Origin of the sequence: Hymenobacter sp. DG01 (assembly GCF_006352025.1) — a bacterium.
GTDB lineage: Bacteria > Bacteroidota > Bacteroidia > Cytophagales > Hymenobacteraceae > Hymenobacter.
Genome location: NZ_CP040936.1, coordinates 2,313,179 through 2,335,446, shown reverse-complemented (window position 1 = coordinate 2,335,446; position 22,268 = coordinate 2,313,179). Strand labels below are relative to the sequence as shown.

At 59.6% G+C, this 22,268-nt stretch carries 21 protein-coding genes and 1 pseudogene; 11 read left to right on the top strand and 11 right to left on the bottom strand.

Annotation, left to right across the window (positions count from 1 at the left end; translation table 11 throughout):
- Positions 1-25: 25 nt before the first annotated feature.
- Positions 26-3,013 (top strand): DUF2723 domain-containing protein, encoded by a 2,988-nt coding sequence (locus FGZ14_RS09800; RefSeq protein ID WP_139923751.1) that lies wholly within the window; start codon positions 26-28, stop codon positions 3,011-3,013.
- Positions 3,014-3,263: 250 nt separating this feature from the next.
- Positions 3,264-3,542, top strand: a complete 279-nt coding sequence (locus FGZ14_RS09795; protein WP_139923749.1) for a hypothetical protein — start codon at positions 3,264-3,266, stop codon at positions 3,540-3,542.
- A gap of 81 nt (positions 3,543-3,623) precedes the next feature.
- Here the strand turns inward: FGZ14_RS09795 and FGZ14_RS09790 are convergent, their stop codons facing one another.
- From FGZ14_RS09790 to FGZ14_RS09755, 8 genes are all read right to left on the bottom strand, one after another.
- Positions 3,624-4,706: a hypothetical protein gene (locus tag FGZ14_RS09790; protein ID WP_139923747.1), complete on the bottom strand. Its 1,083-nt coding sequence runs from the start codon at positions 4,704-4,706 to the stop codon at positions 3,624-3,626.
- Positions 4,707-4,819: 113 nt separating this feature from the next.
- On the bottom strand, positions 4,820-6,064 hold the full coding sequence (locus FGZ14_RS09785) for a carboxypeptidase-like regulatory domain-containing protein (RefSeq protein ID WP_180754580.1): 1,245 nt from the start codon (positions 6,062-6,064) through the stop codon (positions 4,820-4,822).
- A 162-nt stretch (positions 6,065-6,226) separates the two neighbouring features.
- The gene (locus FGZ14_RS09780; protein WP_139923742.1) at positions 6,227-7,867 is read right to left on the bottom strand and encodes an NAD(P)-binding protein; all 1,641 of its coding nucleotides are present in this window, start codon (positions 7,865-7,867) and stop codon (positions 6,227-6,229) included.
- Positions 7,868-8,074: 207 nt separating this feature from the next.
- The gene (locus FGZ14_RS09775) at positions 8,075-9,652 is read right to left on the bottom strand and encodes a polyamine aminopropyltransferase (RefSeq protein ID WP_139923740.1); all 1,578 of its coding nucleotides are present in this window, start codon (positions 9,650-9,652) and stop codon (positions 8,075-8,077) included.
- On the bottom strand, positions 9,645-9,860 hold the full coding sequence (locus FGZ14_RS09770) for a DUF350 domain-containing protein (RefSeq protein ID WP_110979551.1): 216 nt from the start codon (positions 9,858-9,860) through the stop codon (positions 9,645-9,647). The genes FGZ14_RS09775 and FGZ14_RS09770 overlap by 8 nt, the downstream gene beginning before the upstream one ends.
- A 113-nt stretch (positions 9,861-9,973) precedes the next feature.
- Positions 9,974-10,165 (bottom strand): hypothetical protein, encoded by a 192-nt coding sequence (locus tag FGZ14_RS09765; RefSeq protein ID WP_139923738.1) that lies wholly within the window; start codon positions 10,163-10,165, stop codon positions 9,974-9,976.
- A gap of 23 nt (positions 10,166-10,188) precedes the next feature.
- The gene (locus FGZ14_RS09760) at positions 10,189-11,520 is read right to left on the bottom strand and encodes a DUF4178 domain-containing protein (protein WP_139923736.1); all 1,332 of its coding nucleotides are present in this window, start codon (positions 11,518-11,520) and stop codon (positions 10,189-10,191) included.
- Entirely contained in the window at positions 11,517-11,870 is a 354-nt protein-coding gene (locus FGZ14_RS09755) for an S-adenosylmethionine decarboxylase family protein (protein ID WP_139923734.1), read from the bottom strand. The genes FGZ14_RS09760 and FGZ14_RS09755 overlap by 4 nt, the downstream gene beginning before the upstream one ends.
- A gap of 376 nt (positions 11,871-12,246) precedes the next feature.
- Here FGZ14_RS09755 and aspA point away from each other — a divergent pair, with 376 nt between their 5' ends.
- The 6 genes from aspA (at position 12,247) to FGZ14_RS22045 (ending at position 16,132) form a co-directional block, all read left to right on the top strand.
- Positions 12,247-13,653, top strand: coding sequence for an aspartate ammonia-lyase (aspA, locus tag FGZ14_RS09750; RefSeq protein ID WP_139923732.1), 1,407 nt, complete (start codon positions 12,247-12,249; stop codon positions 13,651-13,653).
- Between the two features lie 99 nt (positions 13,654-13,752).
- Positions 13,753-14,184: a hypothetical protein gene (locus tag FGZ14_RS09745; protein ID WP_139923730.1), complete on the top strand. Its 432-nt coding sequence runs from the start codon at positions 13,753-13,755 to the stop codon at positions 14,182-14,184.
- A 141-nt stretch (positions 14,185-14,325) separates the two neighbouring features.
- Entirely contained in the window at positions 14,326-14,775 is a 450-nt protein-coding gene (locus FGZ14_RS09740; RefSeq protein WP_139923728.1) for a hypothetical protein, read from the top strand.
- A 111-nt stretch (positions 14,776-14,886) separates the two neighbouring features.
- Positions 14,887-15,270: a metalloregulator ArsR/SmtB family transcription factor gene (locus FGZ14_RS09735; RefSeq protein WP_139923726.1), complete on the top strand. Its 384-nt coding sequence runs from the start codon at positions 14,887-14,889 to the stop codon at positions 15,268-15,270.
- Positions 15,267-15,884, top strand: a complete 618-nt coding sequence (merTP, locus tag FGZ14_RS09730; RefSeq protein ID WP_044017963.1) for a mercuric transport protein MerTP — start codon at positions 15,267-15,269, stop codon at positions 15,882-15,884. Before FGZ14_RS09735 ends, merTP begins: the two co-directional genes overlap by 4 nt.
- A gap of 14 nt (positions 15,885-15,898) precedes the next feature.
- On the top strand, positions 15,899-16,132 hold the full coding sequence (locus tag FGZ14_RS22045; RefSeq protein ID WP_071884577.1) for a GDCCVxC domain-containing (seleno)protein: 234 nt from the start codon (positions 15,899-15,901) through the stop codon (positions 16,130-16,132).
- Here FGZ14_RS22045 and FGZ14_RS09720 read toward each other — a convergent pair.
- From FGZ14_RS09720 to FGZ14_RS09715, 3 genes are all read right to left on the bottom strand, one after another.
- Positions 16,129-17,220: an IS110 family transposase gene (locus FGZ14_RS09720; RefSeq protein ID WP_139923723.1), complete on the bottom strand. Its 1,092-nt coding sequence runs from the start codon at positions 17,218-17,220 to the stop codon at positions 16,129-16,131. The genes FGZ14_RS22045 and FGZ14_RS09720 overlap by 4 nt on opposite strands.
- Positions 17,221-17,484: 264 nt before the next feature.
- Positions 17,485-18,237 (bottom strand): hypothetical protein, encoded by a 753-nt coding sequence (locus tag FGZ14_RS22040; protein WP_257883393.1) that lies wholly within the window; start codon positions 18,235-18,237, stop codon positions 17,485-17,487.
- Positions 18,225-19,895 carry a TonB-dependent receptor gene (locus FGZ14_RS09715; protein ID WP_257883392.1) on the bottom strand — a complete coding sequence of 557 codons (1,671 nt, stop codon included), beginning with the start codon at positions 19,893-19,895 and terminating at the stop codon, positions 18,225-18,227. Before FGZ14_RS09715 ends, FGZ14_RS22040 begins: the two co-directional genes overlap by 13 nt.
- Before the next feature lie 143 nt (positions 19,896-20,038).
- Between FGZ14_RS09715 and FGZ14_RS09710 the strand changes: the two genes are divergently transcribed.
- The 3 genes and pseudogenes from FGZ14_RS09710 (at position 20,039) to FGZ14_RS22035 (ending at position 22,266) form a co-directional block, all read left to right on the top strand.
- Positions 20,039-20,722, top strand: a complete 684-nt coding sequence (locus tag FGZ14_RS09710; RefSeq protein ID WP_139923721.1) for a MarR family winged helix-turn-helix transcriptional regulator — start codon at positions 20,039-20,041, stop codon at positions 20,720-20,722.
- Between the two features lie 404 nt (positions 20,723-21,126).
- Positions 21,127-21,486 (top strand): annotated as a pseudogene (gene tssD, locus FGZ14_RS22340) (type VI secretion system tube protein TssD); the annotation flags it as partial.
- A gap of 195 nt (positions 21,487-21,681) precedes the next feature.
- Positions 21,682-22,266, top strand: a complete 585-nt coding sequence (locus tag FGZ14_RS22035) for an HNH endonuclease (protein WP_257883391.1) — start codon at positions 21,682-21,684, stop codon at positions 22,264-22,266.
- Positions 22,267-22,268: the final 2 nt, after the last annotated feature.

Sequence of the window (22,268 nt, the reverse complement as noted above, 5' to 3'; positions counted from 1 at the left end):
TTTATTCACCCTGAACCAGTGCTGTATGCCGTATTCCCGACTGAAACAATTTTGTAGCGGGGCCCTGTTCCTGCTGGCCCTGGGCGTGTACTGGGCTACCCTGGAGCCTACTGCTTCCTTCTGGGATGCGGGCGAGTTCACGGCCAGCGCCTACAGGCTGCTGGTGCCCCATCCGCCGGGCGCCCCGCTTTACCTGCTCATCGCCCGCTTGGCGTCCCTGCTGTCCTTCGGCGACGTAACGCGAGTAGCGGTGCTGGTGAATATGGTATCGGCGGTGGCCAGCGCTACCACGGTAGCTCTGCTGTTTGGCATCATCACGCACTTGGCCGAAAAGCTGATACCCGCTTTCAATGACGAGCCGTTGCCAGGAGCCTCAGTAGGGTTGGTGCTGGGCAGTGGGATAGTGGGTGCCCTGGCCTTTGCCTTCTCCGATTCGTTCTGGTTTAATGCCGTAGAGGCCGAGGTGTATGCGCTTTCTACGCTGGGTACTGCTCTGGTGGTGTGGCTGATGCTACAATGGGAAAAGCGGGCCGACCTCCCCGGCGCCGACCGGTGGCTAGTGCTCATTGCCTACGTCATTGGCCTAGGCATAGGAGTGCATTTGCTGAATCTGCTGGCTATTCCGGTGTTGTGCCTGGTGTGGTATCTTCGCCGGACGCCCCAACCTGCCTGGCGCGGCATTCTGCTGGCGTTGGTGGCGGGCAGTCTGCTGGTGCTGGTAGTGCTGGAAGGCATTATTCCGGGGCTGCCTACCCTGGCCGGGGCCAGTGAAGTGTTCTTCGTGAATACGTTTGGGCTACCCTACAACTCGGGACTGGTGCTATTTCTGCTGCTGTTTGGTGGATTGTTGCTGGCTGGGTTCCGCTTTGCCTACCGCTCAGGGCGCGTAGGACTGCACACGGGCCTGCTGGCGCTGGTATTTGTGCTCATCGGCTACTCCTGCTACCTGATAGTGCCCATTCGCAGCTCCTTCAACCCTACCATCAACGAAAACGCGCCCAACGAGGTACTGTCCTTTGTGAGCTACCTGCGGCGTGAACAGTACGGCGACCGGCCCCTGCTCTACGGCCCTCATTTATTTGCCCAGCCTACGGCCCAGGAAGACGGTGCCCCGCGCTACACCCGCCAGAATGGCCGGTACGTCATCACCGACCACCGTCCCGAGCTGCGCTACGAAGCCACCGATAAGATGCTGCTCCCCCGCATTTACAGCGGGCCTGGCGGCACTACCCCCGAGCTGGTGCGCCAGTACCGCAAGTGGGTTGCCGACCTCGAAGAAGGCCAGAAACCGACTATGGGCCAGAATCTGGGCTTCCTGTTCAAGTACCAGATGGGCCACATGTTCTGGCGGTATTTCGGCTGGAATTTTATTGGCCGGGAAAGCGACGTGCAGCACGCCGGCGTGCTCTGGCCCTGGGATGCCAGTCAACCAGTGCCCGCCAGCGTAGCCGAAAACCGGGGGCGGAATACCTTCCTGGCCTTGCCCTTCCTGCTGGGGGTAGGGGGCCTGATCTGGCAGCTGCGCCGTAATCGGCAGCAGGCCCTGGTAGTCGGGCTGCTGTTCGTGCTGACGGGCCTGGCCATTGTGTTCTATCTCAACCAGCCGCCCCAGGAGCCCCGCGAGCGGGACTACACGTTTGCGGGCGCTACGCTGGCTTTCTGTATCTGGATTGGGCTGGGCGTACCCGCCCTGCATGCCGCGCTTAGTCGTTTGCTTTCGGCCAATAGGCTTCGGGTAGGGCTGGCTACGACGCTGGGTCTGATAGTGCCCGCATTGATGGCCGTGGAAGGCTGGGACGACCACGACCGGACCGGCCGCTTTAGCTCCGTTGACTACGCCAAAAACGTACTTAACACCTTGGCCCCAAATGCTATCCTCGTTACTGAAGGCGACAACGATACCTTTCCGCTGTGGTACGCCCAGGAAGTGGAAGGCGTGCGGCCCGATGTGCGGGTGATGGTGTCAAGCTACCTCAATACCGACTGGTACGTGGAGCAGATGCGCCAGCGCAGCTACCAATCGGCGCCGCTGCCGCTTTCTATCAGCACCGGCCGCTACCGCCAGGGAACCAACGACTACCTGCCCTTCGTGGAAAATCCGGGCGTGCGGGAGCTGAACGTGCGGGAATTTGTGCAACTGGTGGAGCAGAACAGCCCCTTACTGCAGGTTAGTTACGCCGATGGCTCGAAAACTCTGCTTTCCTACCCCACCAACCGCCTTGTACTACCCATCGATACGGCCGCCATCCGGCGCAGCGGGGTGGTGCCAGTTGAGCGGCAGGGGCAAGTGGTGCCGCGTATGGAGTGGGAGGTAACGAAGAGTGCGCTGGAGAAGAAAGACCTGGCGTTGCTGGATATGCTGGCTACCAATAACTGGCGCCGCCCGGTGTACTTCGCCAATACCGTGAGCCCGCGTAACCGCCTGGGTTTGGAGCCTTATCTGCAGCTGGAGGGCCTGGCGTGCCGGGTGGTGCCGTGCCGGGAGCCGGCCGAACGACCAGAGCTACACCTGCCCGAAGAAGGCGTGGTAGCCAAGGACCTGCTCTACGATTCCCTGATGCGCAAGTACAGCTACCGCAACCTCAACAACCCGCGGGTGTACTACGATGAAAATCAGCGCTTCACCCTGGCCGCCTACCGCCAGCAGTTTGCCCGCCTGGCCCGTGCCTACGTGGAAGCGGGCAACCAACCCCGCGCCCGCGAAGTGCTGCACAAGTGCCTCACGGTACTGCCCGATACGGCCTTGCCCTACGACGCCTACACCCCCGACCTGGTGCCCTCCCTGGTAGCAGTGGGCGAAACCCGCCGGGCCCGCGAAATCATGGATACCCTTACTATCCGCACCACCCAGCACCTGGCCTACTACGCCGCCCGCCCCGATGCCGCCCTCTTCGACCGGGAAATTGGGATGCAGATCTTCACCCTCCAGCACCTCTATCTGGCCGCCGCCGATACCAACGATGCCGCCCGAGTCAACCAGCTGGCAGGTATACTGCAGCAGTACGGGGGGTAGTGAAGGCTGTGTCATTCCGAGTGGAGCGAGGAATCTGGGTGCATCATTGAATACTACAACGCAGATTCCTCGCTCCACTCAGAATGACATCGTTTTTGTAGCTCATATTTCTCGAACACGACTTCAAAGCACTATTCTATCAGACCACAAAACCAAGCTGAAAACCTGAATAAATAGCAGGGTTTCAGGAATCAAGCGGGGTAGGAAAGCGTTAGCCAACCAGAACAATTTGGCTTGTTTCTCCTACCCTATGATTCTGTTCAACACCCGCTTTCTGTACCCCGTCAGTGCCGTGAAACTGCAGGAGCAGCAAGGGCTGCTACCCGCCGAGTTTCTGCAAACTATCCAAGCCTTGCAGCCCTTTCTGGAAAAGGAAAAAGCGTACGGCGACGTCTGCACCACGCAGGTAACCTCGCCTCGCGGGCGCCAGCTGGTAGTGCATTACCGCAAAACCTACTCGCCCGAAAACGGCTTCGTAATCGAAATCTTGGACGCTGAAGTAGTACAGCCGCTGGCCAATGCCGCTTAACAGCGCACTGTTCTTTCTTTCGCTTGAAACATGCAAAACGCCCGGCTCAGCTCAGCCGGGCGTTTTTGTGTAGCGTCCAAATCAAGCGCCGCGTCGCCAGATAAAGCCATCCAGCACGTAGTGCGTGGCCTGCGGAAGGGCTAGCAGCGGCACTAGCAAACTAAGCCAGATGGAATTGGTGACGGCGGGAAGCTGCTGAAACCAGCCGAACACCGGGGCGTGCTCCCGCCACACGAGCCCGTCCCAGATGCCTTCCTCAAGATACGCTAGCCCAAACAACAACCCCAGAAACAGACCTACCCCGTAGCGTCCCTGCCACCAGCGCCGGCTGATTCCGGAAGGCTCCGACGATGGAGCGGGGGTAGGCTGGCTGGTAGTCCAGATCAGGGCTAGGTAGGGAATGCCGTGGGCTACTACATTGAGCAGCGTGAAGGCTAGGTCGCCGTTGAAAAGTACAATGCCCACGTACCACGAAGCCGCTGTGCCCAGTACCAGCAGGTTACGCGGCAGATTTAATTGGCGCGTAGTCTGCCAGCGCCATACTTCTTTCAGCAAATACAAGCCCAGCAGGCCCACGTAAAGAACCGTCAGCAGCTGGCGGCCCAGGGGCCAGTCGAGCTGCACGAAGTCGCCGTAGATGAACCAGTTGAAGTTGCGGGTAGGGGCCAGGTGCCACCACAGCACAGGGTAAAGCGTAGCCGCGTAAATCACTACCTGGTCTAGCAGGCGGTGGTCGGTTCGGGCCGTTTCCTGTCGGCTATACAGGCGCAGGAAGCCGTATTGCTGCCGGATAAAGTGAAATACGGCTGCATACGCCAGCACCCGCCAGAACCAAAGGCTGCCGGCCTGGTGGAGCACCACGCCCGCTACGTAGTAGCTCAGCGGCACTACCCAGAGCAGATGCCGGAACCGACGGCGGCGCACCGGATCAAGGTAGGTGCGGAACAGGGTGCTGTACACGTGCGCTACGTCGATGAGGACTACCAGCCCGACCCAGGCCAGCACCGGCATCTGGCCCGAGGCCCGATACGTTGCCGGCAGCCCGGCCACAATGAGCAGCGCCAGAAACGGCGGCCCCAGAATCCAGAGGCCATCAAACCCCGCCGAGCGAATCCAGGGCTGGCGAAAGAGGACGGTTGCGGGCTGCACGGTAGTGGTAGGCATCAGGCGGAAAAAGGTAGCCGAAAGTAAGGTTTCATCGGCAATAGCCCGCGCTGGCTGCCCCCGCCTCAGCTAGCCCAACGAGCAGCGAAACCCATGCCGTAAGGCAACCATAGCTAATTCAATGCGGGAGCCGGAGGCTGGTAATTAAGCGGAAGAAACTCACCAAGTTTCTCAAAGGCCCAGTACTCTTCCGTCAGAACTTCCAGCGGATTCGCCGGCTGACCATTGGCCTGCAGCAGCACGCGCGGAGCCAGCAGATGCAGCACCGAAACCTGGGTAGCGGCCGGAGGTGGCGCGGGCCGGCCCAGCGGAGCCGTGCGCGCCAAGTGCTGCGCATACAATGGGTCGGGCTTTTCCCGGTCGTAGGTTACCTGCAGCAAGTCGGGAAAGTCCAGGGCAACGCGGCCGGAGTCTGGCAGGGTTTGCCGAAATGTTGCAGTAGGCAACGGTTTGGTGTACAGGTACTGCAGCTGGGGTGGCACCCGCGTCAGCAGGCTCAGAGAATCATCAAAACGGACCGGGTTGAGCGGGCGTCGCCACGAAGCCTGCTGCCGCATAACGGCTAGTAAACTATCGGCCTGGGCCCGGGCAGGGTTGGCTATTCGCCTCATGCGCAGTACCTGAAAGCCTTCCTCGGTAACGCGATTCTCGTACACGCTCCGCAAAAAGTGGGTCAGGGAGCCCAGGTAAGCAGCGCGGCGGTTGGCTTCCCAGCGGCGCTGCTGCCGGACCGAGCGGGTATGTAGGGGCTCTATCACCGGCCAGCCATAAAAGGCCATCCATTGCCCCCGGAAATTCAGCCGAAAATCGAGGCCGTAGTATTTGATGCGGTAGCCCAGGGCCCGGTTTTCTATCGTCACAAACTCAGCACAGGTAGCCCGCAGCTCGTTATCCTTCGCATCGTAGTGCACGCGCACGGCTTCGGGGTCGAGGATGCGGCATTGGCGCGAAAAGCTGGTGCTACCCAGAAACGTCTCGGCAAACTTGCGGTAGTCGTCGGGGTTGTTGGGGGTAGCCCGTACCACTACTTCGCCCAGAGCATTGGCCGCGGGCGGTAGCTGGAAGGTGAGCTGTTGCGGCGTTGTGCTAATGATAACTACCTGGCGCCGCAGCTTATAGCCTAGGTAGGAAGCTACTACCTCGTAGGTACCGGGCGGCACCTGTTCAAACACAAAGCGCCCATCCTTATCGGTACTGTTGCCCAGGGTGGTATTAGCCAGAAATACGGTGCCAAAGGGCAGCGGCTGCCGCGTAAGCGAATCGAGTACTACCCCGCTCAAGCGCGCCTGAGCCTGCCCCGAGCAAGGCACGGCCAGCCAGCCAAGTGCTGCCAGCAGGATGGTGAGTAGGCGGGGCAAGAATGAGAAAGGTGGCCTCATAAGACGCTAAAAACAAAGCCGCGAAACCTGCCGCCATCCAAGTACACCAAGAAAGCAGAAGCCGCAAATCTTACATCTACGAAATAATCGTAATGATACGATTATTTCGTAGATAAGTGCGCCTGTTGTTCAGAAGGCGGCTTACGCCAGTGCTGCTACCTCCGCAGCGGCGCGCAACCCCTGATAGAACCCTTCCTCGAAAATGGAAATACCGCTGAGGTCGGTGTGGGCGAAGAATAGCTTGCCCTGCCAGGGCTGGGCGGCTTGCTGGCGGGCTTCTCCCCACACAAAACCGGGGGTGGGCGCTACCATGCCGTGGCCCCATACCCACACATCGGCGCGCTGTACGTGGGGCGTGATGCCGGGGTGGGCGGTTTCCAGCTCGGCCAGAATCCGGCGTACCCATTCATCGTAGGGGGTTTGGTAGGCTTGCTGGCGGGCCTGGGTAGGGTTATCGGCCGGCAGGGGGAGGTAGCAGGTAATGACTTTGGGTCCCGCCGCATTCAAACTCAGGCTTTGGTGGCTGGCATTCACGTAGCCCACGGAAGCCGTGCCATAGAGCACATTATCCCAGCTCAGTGGCGCGCCGGGGCCCTGGGGCAGGCCATCCAGTGTGAGGTTGATAACGGCCCACGGGGCCCGGTGGCAGGGCAAGGAGCGCTGGGCAGTGGGCGGCAAGGAATTCAGCAACCGTTCTGTAATGAACAGAGGGGTAGCCAGTATTACCCGTTGAGCCTCTACGCGGGTACTTTGCCGGGTAGCCACGTTGTAGCAGTTCACGGCCAAGCCAGTAGAGGTTTCCTGCAGGGCGTAGGCTACGGTGTTGGTCAGCATGGGAGAGGTGGCCTGTTGGCGAAGCTGCTCGGCCATAAAACCGTTGCCTTCGGGCCAGGTCAGCACATCAGAGGCGGCTGCATTGCGGGCGCGGCCCTTGCGGGAGGCAAAGTAGTGCAGCCCGGCCCACGCCGATACCTGAGCGGCCGTAGCCCCGTAGTCGTCCTTGCAGCTATAGTCGAGGTACCAGCGCAGGTGGGGGCTGGTAAAGCCCTCCTGATCCAGATACTCGGCAAACGAAACCTGGTCCAGCTTCCGAAACTGCTCATCGGCCGACGATTCGGCCACCGGAATCCGGAAGGCGTCGCGACCATCAGAGCCGGTAGCGAGGCGCAGCGAGTCAATCAGCTCGAAAAACCGGGCAATCTGCTGTTTCTCCTCCGGGGACACACCTAATTCCGGCACTAGCCCATTTTGCCAGTGCCCGCGCAGGTAAAGGCGCTCCTCGGGGTCGTGGCAGAGGTAGTATTCATTGTAGAAGGGTAGGCCCGAAGCCGCATCAGTGCCTGTAATAACGCCGGCTTCCTGCAGAAACCCTAGTAGCTCGTGGTTACGCGGGTCGGGGATGGGCAGGTAGTGGGCACCCCAGGGGTAGGCGGCCACCTCGTTGCGACCGGCGCGGGAGTTGCCGCCGGGCTGCTCGTCCAACTCTATTAGTAGCACCTGCTCGGGCCGGAAGCCGCGACGCTCCAATTCGCGCCGTGCCGTGAGTCCGGCTACCCCACCACCCACAATCAGCACTTCCACCTGCCGGGTATGGGTAGGGGCCGGCAGCCGGGAAGCGTCGCGCAGTAAATGCCCCGTAGTGTGGTTGGCCCCGTGCAGGCTGCCCCGAATGTGGCTGCGGCTGGTACTAGGCGCACAGGAGTGCAGCCCGGCCAATGGAGCCAGTAGCAGCCCCGCGCCGCCAGCCGCGGCCTGCTTCAGAAAGTTGCGCCGGGTAGGCATGGGTGGTGAAGTTGTGAGATGGAGAGTTTCAGCCTTGCAAATGCTTTTTGTTCCGGGCCGATGCCAGAGGCTGCTGACCGGTTGCCGGCCGCGCCCTTTGCTCTGTTCGCCTACCCCCTCGGACTATCCAAACCCGACCGCACAGGAGTCAGCACGAAGCCAACCGGTCGGACGCCTCCTACATCGGACCGAACGTTCTGGATAGTTCTAGTGCACGTATGGGCCCCAGTCTTCCTCGAAGTAGCGCACCAGGGCCTGGTTGTTGAGCTGGTTGACCTCGGTTGGAACCTCACTCATATCGGGTGGGAAGAAGCGCATGTCGCGGATGGTAGCGGGCGTGATGTAGCGTAGGCCGGGGGGTAGGGGGCCGGCATCGGGGCGCCAGTGCGCGTTGCGGCCGGCCAGCACGAAGCCCCATTCCCCGAACGAGGGCACGTAGCAATGGTAAGGCAGGGTAGTAAAGCCGGCGGCCTGGAGCGTGTGGTTCACGCACCAAAACGACTGTCGGGCTACGTACGGCGAAGTGCTCTGTACCACTATCCAGCCGCCGGGCGCCAACCGTTTTTCCAGCTCCCGGTAGAACGCCACCGAATACAGCTTGCCGATGGAGTAGTTGCCAGGATCGGGGAAATCCACCACAATGCAGTCGTAGCGGGCCGTATCCTGGCGTACCCACTGGTAAGCGTCGCCATTGATGACTTCTACCTTGGGGTGAAGCAGGGCGCGCTTGTTCAAACCCAGCAGCATTTCGTTCTGCCGAAACAGCCGGGTCATGCCCGCGTCAAGGTCCACGAGGCGGATGCTTTGCAGCTGGGGGTATTTCAGCAGCTCACGCACGGCCAAGCCGTCACCGCCGCCCAGCACCAATACGCGCCGGGCCTGGGGTAGGGCCTGCATAGCGGGGTGCACCAGGGCCTCGTGGTAGCGGTACTCATCCAGGGAGCTGAACTGCAAATTGCCGTTCAGGAAAAGCCGCAGCTCGCGCTGGTTTTTGGTAAGTACGATGCGCTGGTAGGTAGTGCTTTTAGAGTAAATAACCTGATCCTGGAACGCCATGTCTTCGGTGTAGGTCTGGATGCGCTCCGCGTAGCCAAAGCAAACCACTAGGGCGAGCAGGGAAACCACCAAGCCACCCGCCAGACTGCGCCGAAACGGGCGGGTTTCGGGGAAGCGGTACAGGGCCACGCCAGCCACTACCACGTTCAGGGCCCCGAAGAGCAGCGACGTCCGGATAAGGCCCAGCTGTGGTACCAGCACCAGCGGAAAAATGAGCGAGGCCAGCAGCGCCCCGATATAATCGAAGGTGAAGACCCGGGAAACAAGATCCTTGAACTCGAAGCGGTTCTCCAGAATCCGCATCAGCAGCGGAATTTCCAGTCCCACCAGCACCCCGGTCAGGCTCACCAGGGCGTAGAGAATCAGCCGGAAGGAGGTGACGTACTCGAACAGCACGAACAGCAGCGGAGCCGAAAAGCCGCCCACTATCCCCACCATAATTTCCAGCCGGATAAACCACCGCAGCAACGACCCACCCAGGTAGCGCGACAGCCAGGAGCCAATGCCCATGGAGAAGAGGTAGGCCCCGATGATGGTAGAGAACTGCGTTACCGAGTCGCCGAGCAGGTAGGAGGCCAGCGTGCCCGCAATCAGCTCGTAAATCAGCCCGCAGGTGGCAATAACAAACACGGAGCCCAGCAGCAACGCCGGGTGGTAATCGGCCGGGGCGGGGGGTAGGGCCGCTGCCGGAGCAGCCCGCCGCGCCCGGCGCACGGGCACTTTATCCATGAATGGCAGAACTGATGATCAGGGCCACGGCAATCATGAACGCCGCCGCCACAATGGCCAGGGCCGTGTTGTGCTCCTCCATAATCTCGCGCCAGAGCGTGCGCGGGGTCATCTTCTCAAAAATCACGAAGCTGATAACCAGAATAGCAATGCCGATGACGGAGTAAATAACCGAGGCGGCAATAAGCTTGAAGTTGAGGTATTCCATAAAGTGAAATGGTGAATGAGTGATTGAGGGAAGTAGGGTGACTGAGTAGAGTAGAACCGGCCTCAAGATGACAGCACATTAAAAACTCACTCATTCACTCATTTACTCATTCACTACTTGTGATAGAAGCTGTTGCGGCCGCCGGTGCCGGTGGTGTGACTGTTGCCGTTCAGGTTTTCGGTGTTTTCATCGTCGGAGCCCAGCCAGCGGCTGCCATGCAGCCCCGACCACAGGAAGCCCCCGTAAATGAGTAGGGCAAACAGGGCGTAGAACTTAATTTTCCAGAGGGAGCGTAGCCAGTCCATGCAGGGGAAGGGGGTAGCAAGTGTTAAGAAGCAGCGCCAGGCCCGTAGTCGCTGTTTTCCCAGCGCTGCTGCTCGTGGTAGTGGCGCCGGACAAACTGAATGGCCGGGTAGAGCAGCAGCAGCACCAGCGCCAGAAACGCATTGGAGCCGAAGGAGGCCCGGGCCTGCACCGTGGCGTGAAAAGAAATGGGGTTCTGGTTGCTGGCGTCGGCGGCCGGATAGAAATTGAGGTGGTAGCGGCCGGCCGGGACGCTGTTGAGCAGGGCATCGGTTTCGGTGCTGCCCTCGCTCCAGCTTTCCCCGTCTTCTACCCCATGGTAATATTCTATGCCCCGGGTCGCCTCAAACAGCTGCCCGGTTTGCTCGTTTACCACCGTGAAGGGCAGTTCCAGCCAGCTATTATCCACGTTGGCGCTGAGCCTGATGGAAAGGGCTCCGGTTCCGGGCACCGTAAACGAGGGCGAAACGTGCATGGGCCGGTCGGCGCTGCTGCCCACGGCCTGCTCCAGCGGTACGGTTTGCGGGCTGCTGACAAAGTCCGTGTCAAGTACCGTTTCGTTGCCCCAGGCCATCAAGAAGAGGTGGGTGGCCACCACCAGCAGGGCCACCACCAACGAGAAAGTGCGCAGAATGGGCCAGGTAGCATGAGCCGGCCCAGGCTCAATGGCGCCAACGCCTGTACGGAACGGAATGCGGCTGTTGACGACGCGGAAGCCGTTCTGAATTTCGAGCGGGTCGAGGTGTTGGGCCCGAAACCAGTGCACCCGTTTGGTCGCGGTCCGCTCGCGCACCAGCATCAAGGGCGGGCTAATGTATTCGGAAATACTGAGGCTTTCATCGCCCAGCACATTCCAGTCGAACTCGCCCTCGGCGTGGAGCACACGTGGCGAGTAGCGGTTGTAAAGCAGGAAAGTATCGTCGGCGGTTTCCACAAAGGCCCGGCGGCTGTTGCCCTGCTGCACGCGGTACTGTTCCTCGGTGGGCTCAATTAGCATCCAGTGGCCCTGGTACACAGCCAATTGGTGATAAGCGCCGGTTTCTTCGTGCCGCAGCTGATACTCCTCCCAATGCGCCGTGGATTTGGATTCGCGCCGCCACATGTAGCCCGTTACCCGGTAGGGCCGGCCCTGCAGGGTTCCCGTCGTTCCGAGGGGTAGGGTGCGCTGCAGGGAGGGCTGAGCCTTGAACTTCTGGAGTGGCTTGGGCTTGCCTATTTCCGGATACTCAAAAAACGTGTGGCACTTCGGGCAACCGAAAAAGGCGCTGTTGATGGCATCGTAGTACGGAAGCTGTTGCCAGCAACTCGGGCACTCTACCTGGGCTGGCGCGGCGGGCGGGGGTAGGGTAGTACTCATCGGCGAACCTCCGTTTTCGACTGCTCCTCGCCCCCGAAGAAGGCTAAGGTAGCAGCGTACAGCTCCCGGGCCCGGTCGGCGTTGTCGCGGCGGAAGTTGGACAGGAACACATCGAAGGTAGCCAGGCCGTGCTCGGGCCAGGTATGAATGCTCAGGTGCGACTCGGTGAGGGCCAGCACAGCCGTAAAGCCGCCTTCTGGAAAGGCGTGATAGGCCTCGCCCACGCAGGTAAGGCCCAGCGCCGCTACCTGGTCTGTAAAAAAGGCGCGGCAGGCCGGCGCGTTGAGCAGGGCAGCAGGCGGGGACGTAAAGGTGGCCAAGATATGGAGGCCGGGTGCGTAAGAATGCATCAGATAACCAGCAGGCTGCCCACTTCACGGAAGCCCGTCAGCAATACTACGCAGGCCCCGGCTGGTATCAAAACTGAGGGCTTCTGAGGCAGGGCAGGGGGTAGGCACCGCGTAGAGAGGCCAGCAAAACGCTACCAGGAATGAGTTGCCGGGTGGAGCATAGGCAGTTCATGTTCCCTGGTCCGGAGCAAGCTCAACTTCCGGACACTAGAAGCAGTACAGTAGCTCAACAAGGTGGTTGCCTTCTGCTGTCAGACCTCAACTTTAAAACAGGCCTTCTACCTTCGTGTTTGCGTTGGGAGAAGATGCTCAGCTGTAGCGGGCGTCTCAGCTTCTTTTCGCGCTTTCTTCTTGACCTCCACCCTAGCTTCTTGTTATGCAAACCACCCGGCTTGAACACGATTTCCTTGGCGAACGGGCTATCCCCGACGAAGTATATTATGGTATCCAGACCCTGCGGGCCCTGGAAAACTTCCACATCACGGGAATTCCGCTGAAATCGGAGCCGCTGTTTGTGCAGGCCCTGGCCTACGTGAAAAAAGCCGCTGCCATGGCCAACCGCGACCTGGGCGTGCTCGATTCGGCCATTGCTGAGTGCATTATCAAAGCCTGCGACCGGGTGGCCTCCGGGGAGTTGAACGACCAGTTTCTGACCGACATGATTCAGGGCGGAGCCGGTACTTCGGTGAACATGAATGCCAACGAGGTAATTGCCAACGTGGCCCTGGAGCTCATGGGCAAGCGCAAAGGCGAGTACGAGTTCTGCCATCCTAATAACCACGTCAACTGCTCCCAATCTACCAACGACGCCTACCCCACCGCCTTCCGCATAGCCCTCAGCAACAAGCTGATCGGTTATAGCCAGGCTCTGGGCGAGCTGGCCGATGCCTTTGCCGCCAAGGGTGAGGAATTCCGAAACGTGCTGAAAATGGGCCGTACCCAGCTGCAGGACGCCGTGCCCATGAGCATGGGCGACGAGTTCCGGGCCTTTGCCACCAACCTGCGCGAGGAGCTGCTGCGTATTGAAGACAGCCGCCGCCTCATCAGCGAAATTAACATGGGGGCCACGGCCATTGGTACCGGCGTAAATGCCCCCCACGGCTACGCCGACCTGGTAACCAAGCACCTGCGCGAGGTAACCGGCCTCGACCTGAGCCTAGCCGGCGACCTGATTGAAGCTACCTACGACACGGGCGCCTACGTGCAGCTCTCAGGGGTGCTGAAGCGCACCGCCGTGAAACTCTCCAAAATCTGTAACGATCTGCGCCTGCTGTCTTCGGGGCCGCGCACAGGCCTGTTCGAAATCAACCTGCCGCCCCTGCAGCCCGGCTCCAGCATCATGCCCGGCAAGGTAAACCCCGTGGTGCCGGAGGTAGTCAACCAAACGGCGTTTTATGTGATTGGGGCCGATTTGACGGTGACTATGGCGGCCGAAGCGGGCCAGCTGCAGCTGAACGTAATGGAGCCGGTTATTTCCTTTGCTCTGTTCACTTCTATTTCCTACATGACCAACGCCTGCCATACTCTGCGCGAAAAGTGCGTGGTAGGCATTACGGCCAATGCCCAGCACGCCGAAAATATGGTGCGCAACAGCATCGGCATCGTGACCCAGCTGAACCCGGTGCTGGGCTACGAAACCTCGGCCGAAATTGCCAAAGAAGCCCTCAAAACCGGCAAAACCGTGCACGACATTGCCGTAACCGACCGCCAGTTGCTGAGCCAGGAAAAGTGGGACGAAATTTTCACGTTTGAGAACCTGATCCGGCCTGATTTTATCCAATAAAGCTTGGGATGGGGCGCTGAAAAGCAGCTTTCAGAAAAAACCAGTGTCTTATCTGATCTTTTTCCGAAACTCGTTCAGCGCCCCACCTTTCTCCCACTTATGAAGCATCCTACCCGTTTCCGACAATGGCGTAAACATGGCGACAAAGGCCAGATGCTTAATAATTTAGAGGTAGGGAGTGTCATAGATACCGCCGACGGCCAGCGGCCTGTCGGCCTCAGTGACCTTAAAAGCACCGACTTCAAGCGGGAGCACTGCCTGATGCTGGCCAGCGGCACCCCGGATATGGAGGGACAGGAAATCTACGAAACCGACGTGGTGCAGGTGTTCCGGCAGCCGGGCGCCGTGGGCCCCTCGTACTTTGCCTACGCTTTTTTTGACCCGGCCCGGGGATTCGTGCTGCGCAACGCTCAGGACGTGCCCCTGGCAGCAGTGCCGTATAAGCGCATCTGGACCAATTTCTACGTCGAGCCGCATTGGCGCCGGCAGTTCGAGCATCACGCCCGCTTCATTGAGGACCACTGGGCGTAGGCTCAGCATCATAATACCACATAAGCGCATCAGGCCCCGGCACTGCCGGGGCCTGATGCGCTTATGTGGTATTACTCCAGCGGAATGTCGTTATTTTGGCTGAGGTATTGATTTAATGCACTATCCGCTAGCTTCTTGGTTATGAACCTGCCCCCCGACCCGGTAACATCCGCCGAGCATCCGGCAATCAATGCAGGAGTGCTACCCCCGCCGGTCGCCCCAACCCTGCCTACCCCGGCCCCCATCGGCCGGCGCGACAAGCTGCTGAACTCTACCGCTACCCGGCTGGTGCCGTTGGTAGAGCTTCTGGACCGCATCCGGCCGCACGTAGGGCACAGCACCGTGTTCAGCACCCGCCGCCATAAGATTGACGCCCAGATTGCGCTGGCCTACGAGCTGCTGCGCTCCGACCAGCCCAAGCGCCAGGCCCTCACGGAAGCCTTCCACAACCTGAGCGAGTTTGTGCTGGCCGAAACCCGCGAAGTCAGCAAGGACGAGGTCAAGGAATCGGCCAAGCGCTTCGTGCTGGCTACCCTCAAAAACGCGCCCAACCTCATTGGGGCTGCCAAGCAAGCTGGCTTGCTTTCCTGAGCCGTGAGATACTGTGATGAAATGCAAGCAAAGACTGCGCTTTAGCTTAAAAAGAAGAAACTTTTTATTTTAGCAATTGCTTAAATTCGCAAGTAGTACCTTTGCATAACCATGACTAAAAAAGCTACTGCCTGCATCCGGGTATTCGCTGATACGGCCCGTATCGAGCAGTGTCAGGCGCGATTGGCCCGCGTTGAGCCGGCCCTTCTGTCCCTGGCCTCGGTTCTGGCCCTGGCTGGCAACGAGGTGCGCCTGAAAATCCTGCTGCTACTGGCCGACGAACAGCAGTTGTGCGTGTGCGACATCGCCGACGTGCTGCAAATGACCGTCTCGGCCGTGTCCCAGCACTTACGCAAGCTCAAAGATGGGGGCGTGCTGCACGCCCATAAGGTCGGCCAGACCGTGTTTTATGCCCTCAGCCAACCGCATTTACCCATTCTGCAACCGCTATTGGCGGGCTTAGCGGCCACTCCTTCGCTTCAATCGGCCTTATGAATACTTCCCCTTCTTCCAACAAACCCCTGCTCGGGGCCGGCTTGGTGGCGGCGCTGGCCGCGTCGCTGTGCTGCATCACGCCGCTGCTGGCGGTCCTGGGGGGCCTGGGCGGCGTGGCCTCGGCCTTTGCCTGGCTCGAACCCCTGCGGCCCTACTCAGTAGCCCTTACCGTGGGTGCACTGGGCTTTGCCTGGTATCAGCAACTCAAACCAGCGCCGGCCGCCGATGCCTGCGGCTGCACAGTGGACACAAAACCCACCTTTATGCAGTCCAAGGTCTTCCTAGGTGTGGTAACGGTACTGGCGGCGCTGCTGCTGGCCTTCCCTTACTACGGGGCAAAGTTGTACCCCACCCCAGTCGCACCCGTTCCAGTGGCCGCAAGTGCAGCCGGACCGGTCTGGCAAACGGCGAACTACCGCATCGGGGGCATGACCTGCGACGCCTGCGCGAAACACGTCGAGCACGCGGTGCAGCAGCTGCCGGGCGTGCAGGCCGTGACCGTTTCCTACGACCAGGGCACAGCGCAAGTCCGCTTTGATGCGGCCAAAAGCCCCGCCGCGCAGGTCGCCCAAGCTATTAACGGCACTGGCTACAAAGTGCTGGCCACGAACTAACCTCCCCCTGCTCCATGCTTACGCTCGAACCAAAGGCCCCGTTGCTTACTTCCGTCCTAACGTGCCCGGTATGCGGCCACGCGCAAGCGGAGCAAATGCCGACCGACGCTTGTCAATATTTCTACGAATGCACGAGTTGCCACACGGTCTTGAAACCGCTGGCCGGTGATTGCTGCGTGTACTGCTCTTATGGCTCGGTGCCCTGTCCGCCCATTCAGGAACAAGGTTCAGGAAGTTGCTGCGGCTAAACTGGTGCTTTCTCGTTGGTTTCGGGGTGAACGGATTCGAGCGCTGCTGCTAATTCGTTAACTGCGGGGTGGTACTGCGGGTCGTACATCCGGTCATTTTTCCACAGAGAGTAGCAAAGCAGGAGGAGTTTGCGCATGACCGCAATCACACCAGGCTTGCCGTTGGGGTGTCTCGCCCGCAGTCGGGTATAGAAGGCCATCTGCTGCGGGTTGTAACGCAAGCTGCTGATAGCCGGTAGATAAAGGGCCGTACGCAAGCGTACGTTCCCTCGGCGCGAGATGCGCGTGGCTCCGGCAAACAGCCCACTTTGGCGTTGCACTACATCCAACCCGGCGTAGGAAGCCAGTTGCCGCTCGTTATCCACGAGCACGAAGCCGCTGGTTTCGGCGACGACCACGATAGCGGTGGTCAAACCGATGCCAAGCACACTCGTCAGCTGTCTCAACTTGCGACCAAGTTCGGGTTCCGCTTCCAGCAAGGCGGCGAGGTCCTGGTCAACGGCGAGCAACTGCTGCTGAATAAGTGTTTGTTGGGTGGCCAAGCGGGACAGGGAACGGGCATCGGGTTGATAGCTGTGCTGATAGGCATGGATTTTCACCTTGAGGCGTGCCCCATGTCCGGTTAAGCTTTGCCGCTCGCGGGCCAGCGCCCGTAATTGCCGTAAGGCTGGTGAGGGCGGTTGCCAGGCAGGCAAGGCACGCTCCAACCCGAGCCGGCAGAGTAAGCGCGCATCAAGTTGGTCCGTTTTGCTCTTTTGCTCGGTGCTCTGTGCAAAATGCTTCGCCTTGTTGGGGAGGAGCACGCTGAGTGCTTGCGCCTTATCACTTAGAAAATAGGCCAGTTCTTCGTAGTAGACGCCTGTGGCCTCTACTACAAACCAAATGGGAGCCGGCAGCACCGCTTGTTTTTCAGTCCAACTAAGCAAAGCAGCAAAGCCAGTCAGCGTGTTGTCGAATGATGTCTGTTTGCCGAAGCGCAGGTGCTGGCGGGCATCAATTTGCCCAAAACAGGCGACGAAAGTATCTTTCGCAATGTCGATGCCCACGACAAATTTGAGTGGGCTGGTGCAGGGATGGGCGGTAGGCATAAGGAAATGAAAAAAGGGGAAGAACTAGCCAGTCCGGTTTTTACCGCAACTCTCCTTGCACAAATGCGGGATGCCAACGCCGGGCTCCCTCCATACTGTTCAGTCTTCAGGCAAAAACGGGAAACGAGGCACAGTCTCTAACGCGCAATGTCAGGGCCGAAGCCCCGCATTTAGGGATAGTTGGTGACCTCGTTTCCTTTTCTGGCTACCCTTCTACGAAAGGCACTGCAATCATACAAGGGGTAGGAAACCCCGCAGTCTAGCCTAAAACTCCAGAATAAACCCGATGGTGGGCGTTACCGTGGGGTCGTCGTCCTGCAGCAGGGTAGGCACGGCGTTGGAGCCATCGGGGCGGATGGGCTGGCCGTCGGTGGAAATGAAGCCGGCATTGTCGGCGGTGCGCTGGAAGGTGTAGCTGGGCAGGCTGGGGTTTTTCAGCAGGAAGGCGTTTTGCACATCCAGGAACAGGTCGATGCTGGTGCGGCGCCAGTTGAACTTCTTGTCGAGGCGGAAATCGAACTGCTGAAAGCTGCCCAAACGGATGGTATTCAGACGCGAGTAGTCCAGCACGCCCCGGCCCACGGCCAGGTAGCTGGCCTGGGAGGCTTCCAGGTCGAAGGGGGTGTAGGGCGAGCCGCCGGCGAAGCGGTACTTAAAGCCCATTTCCCAGCCCTTCGTGAACTTGCGCCCCAGCAGGGCCGAGGCCAGAAAGCGCGAATCCCAGGCCGAGGGGCGGTACTGCCCGTTCGCACCCGAAAACTCCGAGCGGAAGGCCGTGAGCGAAGCCACCGCAAAGATTTTCTTGGTGAGCTTTTGCTGAAAAAACAGCTCGGCCCCGAAGGCCCGGCCCTCGCCCGTGCTGCTTACCGCCTCGTTGCCCAGGGCCGTGAAGTCGCCGCCCAGGTTGGCCAGCGAAATACCGTCGCGCACCGAAACGGGGTAGTGGCTGTACTTCTTGTAGAAGCCTTCGAGGGTGAAGCGGGTAGCGGCCGTAGGCAGGAACTCTAGGCCGGCCACGTAGTGGTCGGAGCGGATGTAGCGGCTGCCTTTGTTGACCGGGTTGCCGTTCTCATCCCGAAAGCCCAGGATGGTAGAAGGCGGAATCTTGTAGTAGCGCCCACGGAGCCGTTCAGGTTCCAGCGCGAAGCCAGGGCGTAGGAGGCCGACACGCGCGGCGACAGAGTGCGCAGCAGGTTGCCCCCGTCTTCCGTGAACGAGTTGCCATCGGTGCGCAAACCCGCCGACAGGGTCAGCCGGTCGTCGGGGAGCAGGGTGCGCGTCACCTGCCCAAATGCCCCGAAGCGCGCGAAGTCAATATCGGTCCGGAAGTTCACGTCCACCCGCGGCGACACCAGGTTGCCCTGGGCGTCGCGCACTTCGTTGCGGATGCGGTTGAAAAAGCGGCTGTCGTACTGCACAAACTGGCCCACCAGCCCGTAGGCGTACTGCCAGCGCCCCAAAGCCTTATTCACATCAATGCGCAACTTATTCTCGGTTTCGCCGGAGCGGGTCAGCAGCACCCGCCGGGATTCCTCGGTGGTGGTGCGGTCCTCGAACTGGTCGAGCTTGTTATTGAGCTGGGTGCGGCTGAGGGCCACGTTGAGGTAGCCGTTTTCCAGCAGCTGGCGCAAAGCCAGCCCTACTGTGTAGTTCCACTGGTCGATGGTAGGAGTAGAGCGCAGGGTGTACTCCTTATCGGGCGAGGTTTTGCGGGGCACGGCCAGCTCAAAGTGGTCGATGGCGCCCAGGCCCAGGGAGGTAAGGGTGGTTTTGGGCGAGAGTTTGGTGGTGACTTTGTACTGGAAATCCCAGTAGTTGGGCCGGATGGGCAGGTCGATGGCTTTGAACAGAAACTGGAGGTAGGAGCGGCGGGCCGAGGCCAGGAAGGTGGTGTTCTTCGCCAGGGGGCCTTCCAGCGTGGCTGCTACCTCGGTGCCGCTGAGGCGCACGTTGCCCTGCACCCGGTCGGGGTTGCCGTCGCGCTGCCGGAACTGCAGCACCGACGACAGCACGTTGTCGTAGCGGGCCTCAAACGCCGAGGAGCTCAGGGTCACATCCTCAATGAACGACACATTCAGAATGCCCGTGGGGCCGCCCGAGGAGCCCTGGGTCTGGAAGTGGTTAATCACGGGTACCTCAATGCCATCGAGGTAGTACACGTTTTCATTGGGTGCTCCGCCCCGAATGATAATGTCGTTGCGGAAGCCGGCGGTGCCGCCCGTGCCGCCCCCGCCTACCCCCGGCAACGTCTGAATCACCTTCGATATATCGAAGTTGCCGCCGGGGTTGCTCTTGATTTCCTCGGTATTGATGCGCTGCACTGACAGCGGCGTTTCGGCCGTGGCTACCCGAATGGCGCGGTTCCCGACCACCTGCACCTCGCTGAGCTGCTGGCTGCTGCTGTTCAGCTCCAGGTTGATGATGGAAGCGTTGCCGGAGGTAATCACCACGTTGGCCCGCAGCAGGGGCTCGTAGCCCACAAACGACGCTCGCACGTTGTAGCTGCCCGTCGGAATATCCGTCAGGCGGTAGCGTCCTTCTTCATCCGAAGAGGTGCCCAGTGTGGTACCTTTCAGCACCACCGTCACGCCCGGTACCACCTCCTGGGTTTTCCGGTCGCGCACGGTGCCCGTCAGAACGCCCGTCGATTGCGCCCAGGCGCTGGTAGCACTCACAAGAAAAAGCAGGAGGTAGAAGATTCTCATCCTAAGTTGATGGGTTGAAATGTGTGTAAACGCATCAACTTATATCGAGTTAGTATGTTTTCATGGCAAAGTAGATTTTATCATCCTTATTTGCTCCCAGTTATCTTTGCCGCATGAACTACGCCTTTTTTCGCCAGCTGGTAGATCTGGCCGAGGCTTTTGAGGCGCAGCATCCTACCGGGCAAGGCCCCGACGATATGGCGGCGTTTGCTACCTGGCTGCACACGCGCACCGCCGCCCCGCCCGATGCTACCCCCGTGACGCGCACGCAAGCCCACCCGGCCGAGTTTGATGAGTCACGCATCAGCAAGCTCATCACGTTTATGTACCGCTACGCCCGCGGCTACATGCGCCTGGCCCTGGAAGGCTCCCCGCTGCTTTCCTATGATGACTTCAGCTATCTGGTGACGGTGTACGGGCAGCAGCCGCTAACCAAAACGGAGGTAATCGTGCGCAACATCCACGAAAAGCCTACCGGCACCGAGATTCTCAAGCGCCTGCTCCGCCAAGGACTACTGGTAGAGCAAGCCCACGAAACCGACCGCCGCAGCAAGCTGCTCACCATCACCGACGCCGGCCGCCAGGTGCTGTTCCGGCTGTTTGGCCGCATGGGGCAGGTAGCGCACATCGTGGCCGGCACGCTGGAACCCGCCGAGCGCAAGCAGCTCCTCTACCTGCTCCTCAAACTCGACACCTTCCACCACGACATCTTCCTGAACGACCGTTCCCAAACCTTCGAGGAGCTACTCCGGAACAGATTCCCGGACCTGCCGGCTCCGGACGCGCCGAGGGGGTAGGAAGTGGCAGTTTATAGCAACATTGGTCAAAATGAGGTAGTCGAGTACAAACCAACAGTGATAAGTCCGGCCTTCCACTGCTCAGTCCCGACGAAATATAGGTTTAGGCCGGTTGGAGCACGCTTAAAACCGAACTGCGGCCGCACGCCAGTACGCTTATCAGTCTCGAAGAAGGTTCGGCTGGAGGTCGCCTAGTACCTCGGTATTTGTTTCAATCTCAACCGGCGCCACGCTGTCCTTGCCTGCCGCTCCCCGCACCAAGCTGAGCCTGACTTTCAACTCAGCTCACGTTGGCACACTGTCTGTTTTTACCCGGCCACCCCTATATTGCCGGCTATTCTATTAATATACCTAGTGCCACTTGTTCAGGCTCAATACCTGATTGGTTGAAACATTATGATGCAATGGCTTCATTTTCAGCATTTCTAGAGGTAGGGGGTAAAAAATTTATAGTAGCGTTATGCTACTACACCTTTCGCCAGTATACAGACCATAGAGGCAGACCGCGAAGCAGGGTTCGGAAAGGGCCTATCCATGTAGAGCTGCATGCAGTGGACGACATAAGTAACCTGGTAGCGTGGTCCGTCTCTAACTGGAATACGCTTAGCGGTAAGGTTGTCTTCTTGAAACCGGACGGTTCGGTACTTAAACATCTGTGGTTCACGCACGCCTATTGCACAGGCTATACAGAATACTTTAATTCTACCGGAACCACTGGTGGGGCGTCCTTCCGTGTGCGCTTTACCATCTCGCCTGAGGATTGCGGAGTTGGTTCCGGCAATGGAGATACTTGGATAGCCCCAGCACCCCGCGCATATGCTGCCCCTGAGCCTTCAGCTACCTCAGTTCCACAAGCAGTGCGAGCTAGTCGGGTACCACAAGCGGTACCCGTTGACCCCAGGGATATTCCCCCGCATCTGCCAGCCCCGCAGCCGCAGCCGTCCCCGGACCATAAGCAAGTGCATCTTTCTGCGCAAGAGTGGAAAGACCTTATCAAAGGCCGCTGGGACGATTCTGAGGAAGCAAAGAGTAAGAAATTCCTTAAGCAGTATAGGCAGACGGAGTTTCATGTGGATGGAGACCCACTTACATACCGTGTTGATAAGGCAGGAAAAATGGTGGCGATATATGATGCGCAGAAGTCGTACAACATCACAGGCACCAAGAACGGTTACCCCCACATCCCATTGACCTTAAATGGGCAACCCACGTACGCCGGGACGTCCCATATGTATGCCGTAACGGGCAATCAGAAGAACGTTGTGGTAATCGAAATGGCCGGCAATCGGGCAACAGATTTTCGTCTGGCAAACGAAGCTGCGGGGCTGACAGATGTAGTTAAGGCACAGGGCCTGAAGAGTCACCAGCCACCTGATGGCTATACGTGGCACCACCGGGACGATTTTCGGGTCAACCCTAACCCGCCCCCCTACGGTACCTGCACTATGGAGCTGGTTGAGGAAAAGGCGCACCAGGCAACCTTCGTGCACTATGGCTCTTGTGACCAGTTGAACAAACACGTAGGTCAAAAACTCTACAGATAAGC